The sequence below is a fragment of the Pseudomonas sp. 13B_3.2_Bac1 genome, from assembly GCF_025466205.1.
Classification (GTDB): domain Bacteria; phylum Pseudomonadota; class Gammaproteobacteria; order Pseudomonadales; family Pseudomonadaceae; genus Aquipseudomonas; species Aquipseudomonas fluorescens_H.
Window position 1 is genome coordinate 34,599 of the sequence record NZ_JANLOG010000015.1, and the last position, 7,183, is coordinate 41,781.

The window sequence follows — 7,183 nt, forward strand, 5'->3', positions numbered from 1 at the left end:
AGCCCATCATGGAAAAACGTGAAGAACTCTACCGCGGCAAAGCCAAATCGGTTTACAAGACCGACGACGCTGACCGCTTGATCCTGCTGTTTCGCAACGACACCTCGGCGTTCGACGGCAAGCGCATCGAGCAGCTCGACCGCAAAGGCATGGTGAACAACAAGTTCAACGCCTTCATCATGCAGAAACTCGAAGCGGCCGGCATTCCGACCCAATTCGACAAACTGCTGGGCGACAACGAGTGCCTGGTGAAGAAACTCGACATGATCCCGGTCGAGTGCGTCGTGCGTAACTACGCCGCCGGCAGCCTGGTAAAACGCCTGGGCGTCGAAGAGGGCATGAAGCTCAACCCGTACACCTTCGAACTGTTCCTGAAGGACGACGCCAAGGGCGACCCGTTCATCAACGAATCCCACGTCGTGGCATTCGGCTGGGGCACCGCCGAGCAACTGGCGCGCATGAAGGAACTGTCGCTCAAGGTCAACGAAGTCCTGAGCAAACTGTTCGACGACGCCGGCCTGCTGCTGGTCGATTTCAAGCTTGAGTTCGGCGTGTTCAGCGACGGCTCCATCGTCCTGGGCGACGAGTTCAGCCCGGACGGTTGCCGTCTGTGGGACAAGGACACCAAGAAGAAAATGGACAAGGACCGCTTCCGCCAGGGCCTCGGTGACGTCATCGAAGCCTACGAAGAAGTCGCCAAGCGTCTGGGTGTACCGCTTTAATCGACGCAAGCATCTGATAGCACGGAGAAAATTTGCGAAAGAGGGTTTGCTTTCCGCAGAAGTGTTGTTATGATGCGCGCCGTTGGAGAGATGCCAGAGTGGCCGAATGGGACGGATTCGAAATCCGTTGTACCTTCACCGGTACCTAGGGTTCGAATCCCTATCTCTCCGCCATACATAGAAAAAGCCCCGTAGCTGAGAAGCTGCGGGGCTTTTTTGTTTCTGCGGGTTTTATCGAGCGCCCGCCTCAGTCACTCACGGTTGCGAGTGCCCCAGCTTCTGTTTGATCAGGTCATACACTTGCTTGTGCGTCGAATTGCGCAGTGTGTTGTCCTTGCAAGCCGAGGCCAGGAAGGTTTTCACTTCGTCCCTGGCGTGCGGATAGAGGCTGGCGACGTAGTCGGCTTCGTGCGTTTGGGTGCAGTTGAAGTGCTTGTCGTCTTTCGCTTTGTCTCTAGCCATGGTGCGGCTCCTTTTTTGAGTTGAATGTCATGTGGCGGAACAGGGCTGGATCGCCCCATACGCTGAAGAGCGTAGGGGCGCAAAAGTGCTTCGCCAGTGGGTCAGGCAAAAAAGGAAGACGCTGTAAGACGCGGCGCCATGCCGGGCGGCGCGGTCAGATTTCCTTCACCGGTGTCTCCGCCTGCACACCCTTGATCAACTCGATCACATGTAAACAATCGGCCTTGTTCACATACGACTCGCCACTGGCAATCGTCTCGTGGTTGCCCGCCCGCAGCCTCCAGCGCCATTGGCCTTTGCCGGTGCTCGGGGTGCCTTTGGATTGGCGGTAGATCTCGAAATACATTCAGTTCGCTCCTTGCGATGGTGTTTGCGACAACCTGTGTGGCGCATCGTCGCAAGCCTAGCGGAGCGAGTTTTTTTCGCTATCGGGCATTTGTTTCCAATCGTTGGCAGATGTTTCTGAAGAGTGCGGACTAGAGCGCACGCATCGGCGTCTGGATTGGCAAAAATGTCGCCAATTCCACCTTGCAAGGCTATCGGCGCTACTGCTTAATACGGGACGGCTCATGGCGTCGAAAATCTTCGACGACCGACAATCACTATAAAAAGAGCACTCCATTGACTGAGCACGGAACGCCACCGGCCACACGGGTCAGGTTATCGCTGGTTGTCCCCGTTTTTAACGAGGAGGACAGTCTCCACGCGTTCATCCTGCGCATTGACGAAGTGTTTCAGCATCAGCCGTCGATCGAGCTGGAGCTGGTGTTCGTCAATGACGGCAGCACTGATGCCACACTTGAGCGGCTGCTGGAGCGTCAGCAGCACGACGCGCGTCTGCGGATCGTCGATCTGAGCCGCAATTTCGGCAAGGAGGCGGCGTTGTCCGCTGGCCTGCAGATCGCCTCCGGGCAGATCGTTGTCCCCATTGACGCCGACTTGCAGGACCCGCCCGAAGTCATCCTGCAAATGATCGAGCGTTGGCGCGAAGGCTATGAAGTGGTGCTCGGTCACCGCATCAGCCGCCGCAGCGACACCTGGGCCAAACAGACATCGGCGCATTGGTTCTATCGTTTGCACAACAAGATCGCCGAGCAACCGCTGCCGGAAAACGTCGGTGATTTTCGTCTGATGGATCGTTGCGTGGTCGATGCCTTGCTGACCTTGCCCGAGTCCCGGCGCTTCATGAAAGGTCTGTTCGCCTGGGTCGGGTTTCGCACCACCCACGTTGATTACGAGCGGCCCGAGCGCGTGGCGGGGCAGAGCAAATTCAACGGCTGGCGGCTGTGGAATTTCGCGCTGGAAGGTATCACCAGTTTCAGCACCGAGCCTCTGCGAATCTGGACTTACATCGGCGCGGCGGTCTCACTGGTGTCTTTTGCCTTTGCCATTTTTATCGTGGTGCGCACGCTGATCCATGGCGTCGATATGCCCGGTTATGCCTCGCTCATGGTGGCTGTAACGTTCCTCGGTGGCCTGCAACTGATCGGCATCGGCGTGCTCGGCGAGTACCTGGGCCGCACTTATATTGAATCCAAACGCCGGCCGGTTTTTCTGGTGCGTCGCGTCTACGACCCCAAGGACTGAAACATGGATCTCAAGGAAACCGACATCCTCGGCGACAGCATCGATGAGCATTGGTATTACTGCTCCAAAGCGGCGGCGACTCGGCGTCTGCTCGGTGATGCACCGATCACACGGATTCTCGACGTGGGTGCCGGCTCGGGTTTTTTCTCCCACCACCTGCTGACTCGAACCGCTGCGCGCGAGGCGTGGTGCGTCGACATCAGTTACCCCGCCGATTCCGATGCGACCACCGCCGGCAAACCGGTGCATTACCGCCGCGACATCGAAGCCGTCGACGCTGATCTGGTGCTGCTCATGGACGTCCTGGAGCATGTCGATGACGACCTCGGTCTGCTCAAGGCTTACGTCGACAAGGTGCCGTCCGGCAGCCGTTTTCTGATGACCGTGCCGGCCTTCCAGTTCCTGTGGAGTGGCCATGATGACTTTCTCGAGCACAAGCGCCGTTACACCCTGCCACAGTTTGAAACCCTGGCCCGTGACGCCGGTTTGAGCGTGCAGCGCGGCGCTTACTTTTTCGGCGCGGTGTTTCCGATCGCGGCGGCGTTGCGGTTGCTGCCCAAAGGGCCGCAGGCCGCAGCGCCGCAGTCTCAGCTCAAGCGCCATCATCCGCTGGTCAACGGCGTGCTCAAGACGCTGTGCAGTCTTGAACTGCCGTTGATGGGCCACAATCGTCTGGCCGGCCTGAGCGTGTTTGTGCTGGCGCAAAAACCGTGACCTCAAGCGACAGGAAAGCGCTGATCCAGCGCGGTCTGCGCTTTGCCGTGACCGGTCTGTTCGTCACCGCGCTGCATGCGCTGGTGGCGGTGCTGTTCATCAATTTCGTTGCGCCTCAACCGCCGCTGGCCAACGGTGTGGCGTTTGCCGTGGCGACGGTGGTGTCTTACGTGATCAACACCACCTGGAGTTTCTCGGCCCGACTGCACGGCAGAACATTGCTGCGATTTTTATCGGTATCGGCGTGCGGTTTTCTGTTGGCGATGTTTGTCGCCTGGGCCGCGCAGATGGCCGGGTTGAATTATCTGTTGGGCATCGTCGCGGTGGCACTGACGATTCCAGCGTTCACCTTCGTCTTGCACAATTTCTGGACCTATCGATGAACCCCGCGCCAAAGCATTCGGTACTTTCTTTACTGCCGCTGATGTTTGGTGCGCTGATGTTTTTTGTCGTGATCGGGCCGCAGGCGCTGGATCCGCAAAACATTGCCTGGCTGGAGCAGGGCGATCCAGCGACGCATTATCTGGGTTGGGAATTCTTTCGGCATTCGCCCTGGACGTTTCCGGTCGGACTCAACCCGTTCTATGGTCTGGAACTGGGCAGTTCGATTATTTTTTCCGACTCCAATCCGCTGTTGGCGCTGCTGTTCAAACCCTTCAGCGCATGGCTGCCGGAGACCTTTCAGTATTTCGGAATGTGGCTGCTGGCGTGTTTTGTACTGCAAGCCTGGTTCGCCTGGAAACTGCTCGGGCTGATAACCGCCCAGCCGCTGATTCGCTTGCTGGGCACCGCGTTGCTGGTGTTTTCGCCGCCAATGTTCCTGCGCATGGGCGGACACCTTTCCCTTGCCGGACATTTTCTGATCCTCGCCGCACTGTATCTGGCTCTCCTGCCGAATCTGCATCGCCGCCGTCTGGCGTGGGGCACGCTATTGGCGGTGACAGCGTTGGTGCATGCGTACTTGCTGGCGATGGTCGCGCTGATCTGGGTGGCGGATCTGCTCGGCAAGACGTTCAGCCAACAATTGACCCGTCGCCAGAGTCTGATTGAGGGCGTGACGCTCTTCGCCCTGGTGAGTGTGTGTTGCTGGCAGGCAGGCTACTTTGCCATTGCCGATGGCGCGGCCTCCGGAGGTTTCGGTCTCTACCGAATGAATCTGCTGTCGCCCGTCGACCCGGCGGGCTGGTCGTTGATCCTGCCTGATCTGCCGAAGGCCAGTGGCGACTACGAAGGCTTCAATTACCTCGGCCTGGGCGTGCTGTTGTTGGCGCCGTTGTCGTTGATTGCCTGGCTGAGGAACAGGCAGGTCGTGAGCAATGAACTACGTGCCAGGCCCTGGCTGTTGCTGGCATTGTTTGGCCTGTTCCTGTTTGCCCTTTCAAACCAGATCGGAGTCGGCGCATGGACGGCTCACTACCCGCTGCCGAAAAAAATCGTCGGCCTGGCGAATATCTTTCGTGCGTCGGGACGAATGTTCTGGCCCGTGTTCTATGCGCTGAGCCTGGCCCTGATTTTTCTGGTGGTGCGCGGTTATCGTCCGCGCGTGGCCATCGCTTTGCTGGCGTTGGCGGTGACGGTGCAAGTGGTCGACACCCGTAACGGCTGGATGGGCCTGAGGCAGGGCAAAACGGTCGCGCCAGCCTCGGTCTGGAGCACGCCGATGCAGGATCCATTCTGGGCCAGCGCGGCTGCGCATTACGCCAAGGTGCGTATTCTGCTGCCGCAGAATCAGCCGGATCGCTGGCAGATGGTGGCCGGTTTCGCAGCCACCCACGGCATGAAAACCGACGCGGTCTATCTGGGGCGCATGAGTACATCGGCGACGGCCGAGGCCCAACAGAAGGCTCGAGGCATGCTTGAGTCGGGTCAGTACGACACGGACTCGCTGTATATCCTCGACGATGAGGTGGTGCAGGCGGCCGCCAAAAGCATCAACAGCGACACCGACCTGCTGACGCGAGTGGATGGCGTGGTAGTGCTCGCGCCTGCCTGGAAACGTTGTGCGCAATGCCTGTCCGTCCATGATGAAGGACGGCAGATGTCGCTGATTCCACTTCTTCAACCCGGGCAGGCGCTGACGTTCAATCATAAAGCGCGGCAACTGGCCGACGGCTGGTCGACGCCGGAGAACTGGGGCACATGGTCACAAGGGCAGCGGGCGCAAATCGTTTTGCGGGTGTCGCCGCAAGCGCGCTCAATCGTCATCGATGCGTTGGCATTCATCCAGCCACAACACCCTGGCCAGCGGGTCATTGTGAGCTTGAATAGCCAGCAGGTGCTGTCCACGCAACTGACGCAATTCCAGGCTAACCGTCTGGACATTCCGATCAGTGCTGCGCTCAGTCAACGCCTGAAGGACGATGATCGACTGACGATCGAGCTGCAACTGCCGGACGCCATCAGTCCGCAGCAGTTGGGGCTCAACGACGATACAAGGGTCATGGCCCTTGGCATCAGGCAACTGACGGTAGATTGAGCCATCGTGGTGATGGACGCCGTACCCAAGGCCTTTCTACACTGCCCTCCAGTCTGGGACCGGGGGGGCAATGGATGAATCGAAATGAATTACGCAAGGCCGACATCAACCTGATGGTGGTGTTCGAGACCTTGATGCTCGAACGCAACGTGACCCGGGCGGCGGAAAAGCTGTTTCTCGGCCAGCCGACCATCAGTTCGGCGCTCAATCGCTTGCGCGCGATGTTCAACGATCCGCTGTTTATCCGCGTCGGCCATCGCATGGAGCCGACTGCCCGGGCCGAGGAACTGTTCAAATACTTGTCGCCGGCCCTCGACTCACTGTCTGTGGCCCTGAGCCTGACCCACGACTTCGATCCGGCCGTGAGCAATATGACGTTTCGCATCGGCCTGTCCGATGACGTCGAGTTCGGTCTGTTGCCTCCGTTGTTGCGGGCGCTGCGCCAAGAGGCTCCCAGCGTGGTATTCGTGGTGCAACACGTCGATTACTGGCGCATCCCCGACCTGCTGGCCGCCGGCGACATCACTGTCGGTATCAGCCAGACCCGAGGTTTGCCGGCCAATGCCAAGCGCAAACTGCTACGGCATATCCAGCCGAGCATCCTGCGCGCCGATGCCTCCGATTCGCCGCTGACCCTTGATGAATACTGCTCACGTCCGCACGTGCTGGTGTCGCATACGGCCAACATCAGCGGCTATGCCGATGAATGGCTCGCGGAAATCGGTCGCACCCGGCATGTGGTGTTGTCGGTGCCGCAATACAGTGCGCTGCCGGCATTGCTGGCCGGCACCGACCTGATCGCCAGCCTGCCGGACTACACCGCCGAAGCCATGGCTGCCTCCGGGCTGCTGTTCAAGGAACCGTTCCCTTTCAAAACGCCGATGCTGGATCTGTCGATGGTCTGGCTCAGCCATGTCGACAGCGATCCGGCCGAGCGCTGGCTGCGCTCGCGGCTTGAGGCATTCATGAGTGAACGGCCACTGACCGCGCCCTGACCCCCACACAAATCTTTTGTAGGAGTGGGGGGGGGGGGGGGGGGGGGGGGGGGGGGGGGGGGGGGGGGGGGGGGGGGGGGGGGGGGGGGGGGGGGGGGGGGGGGGGCGGGGGGGGGGGGGGGGGGGGGGGGGCGCCCCCCCCCCCCCCCCCCCCCCCCCCCCCCCCCCCCCCCCCCACAGGTCAGTAAAACATCGTCCGCGATTCTTCCAGATCCGCGCACAATTCC

General features: G+C 60.1%; 8 protein-coding genes and 1 tRNA gene. 7 read left to right on the forward strand and 2 right to left on the reverse strand.

Annotated features, from left to right (window positions below; genetic code table 11):
* The first annotated feature begins 8 nt into the window (after positions 1-8).
* Together purC and NTD85_RS02565 are read left to right on the forward strand one after the other, a co-directional pair.
* Positions 9-722, forward strand: a complete 714-nt coding sequence (gene purC, locus NTD85_RS02560; protein ID WP_003222578.1) for a phosphoribosylaminoimidazolesuccinocarboxamide synthase — start codon at positions 9-11, stop codon at positions 720-722.
* Between the two features lie 84 nt (positions 723-806).
* Positions 807-896: transfer RNA gene (locus NTD85_RS02565), tRNA-Ser, on the forward strand.
* Between the two features lie 81 nt (positions 897-977).
* Here the strand turns inward: NTD85_RS02565 and NTD85_RS02570 are convergent.
* Positions 978-1,184: a hypothetical protein gene (locus NTD85_RS02570; protein WP_003222579.1), complete on the reverse strand. Its 207-nt coding sequence runs from the start codon at positions 1,182-1,184 to the stop codon at positions 978-980.
* 154 nt (positions 1,185-1,338) lie between these two features.
* Positions 1,339-1,530, reverse strand: a complete 192-nt coding sequence (locus tag NTD85_RS02575) for a YegP family protein (protein ID WP_262141343.1) — start codon at positions 1,528-1,530, stop codon at positions 1,339-1,341.
* A gap of 275 nt (positions 1,531-1,805) precedes the next feature.
* On the opposite strand from NTD85_RS02575, the gene NTD85_RS02580 reads away from it, so the two are divergent.
* From NTD85_RS02580 to NTD85_RS02600, 5 genes are all read left to right on the forward strand, one after another.
* Positions 1,806-2,771, forward strand: coding sequence for a glycosyltransferase family 2 protein (locus tag NTD85_RS02580; protein ID WP_262141344.1), 966 nt, complete (start codon positions 1,806-1,808; stop codon positions 2,769-2,771).
* 3 nt (positions 2,772-2,774) lie between these two features.
* Positions 2,775-3,485, forward strand: coding sequence for a class I SAM-dependent methyltransferase (locus NTD85_RS02585; RefSeq protein ID WP_003222586.1), 711 nt, complete (start codon positions 2,775-2,777; stop codon positions 3,483-3,485).
* Complete coding sequence (locus NTD85_RS02590; RefSeq protein ID WP_103485626.1) at positions 3,482-3,868, forward strand: GtrA family protein; 387 nt, start codon at positions 3,482-3,484, stop codon at positions 3,866-3,868. The genes NTD85_RS02585 and NTD85_RS02590 overlap by 4 nt, the downstream gene beginning before the upstream one ends.
* Positions 3,865-5,961 carry a DUF6311 domain-containing protein gene (locus tag NTD85_RS02595; protein WP_262141345.1) on the forward strand — a complete coding sequence of 699 codons (2,097 nt, stop codon included), beginning with the start codon at positions 3,865-3,867 and terminating at the stop codon, positions 5,959-5,961. Before NTD85_RS02590 ends, NTD85_RS02595 begins: the two co-directional genes overlap by 4 nt.
* 74 nt (positions 5,962-6,035) lie before the next feature.
* A complete protein-coding gene (locus NTD85_RS02600) occupies positions 6,036-6,956 on the forward strand; it encodes a LysR substrate-binding domain-containing protein (protein WP_027614510.1) in 921 nt (306 codons plus the stop codon).
* Positions 6,957-7,183: the final 227 nt, after the last annotated feature.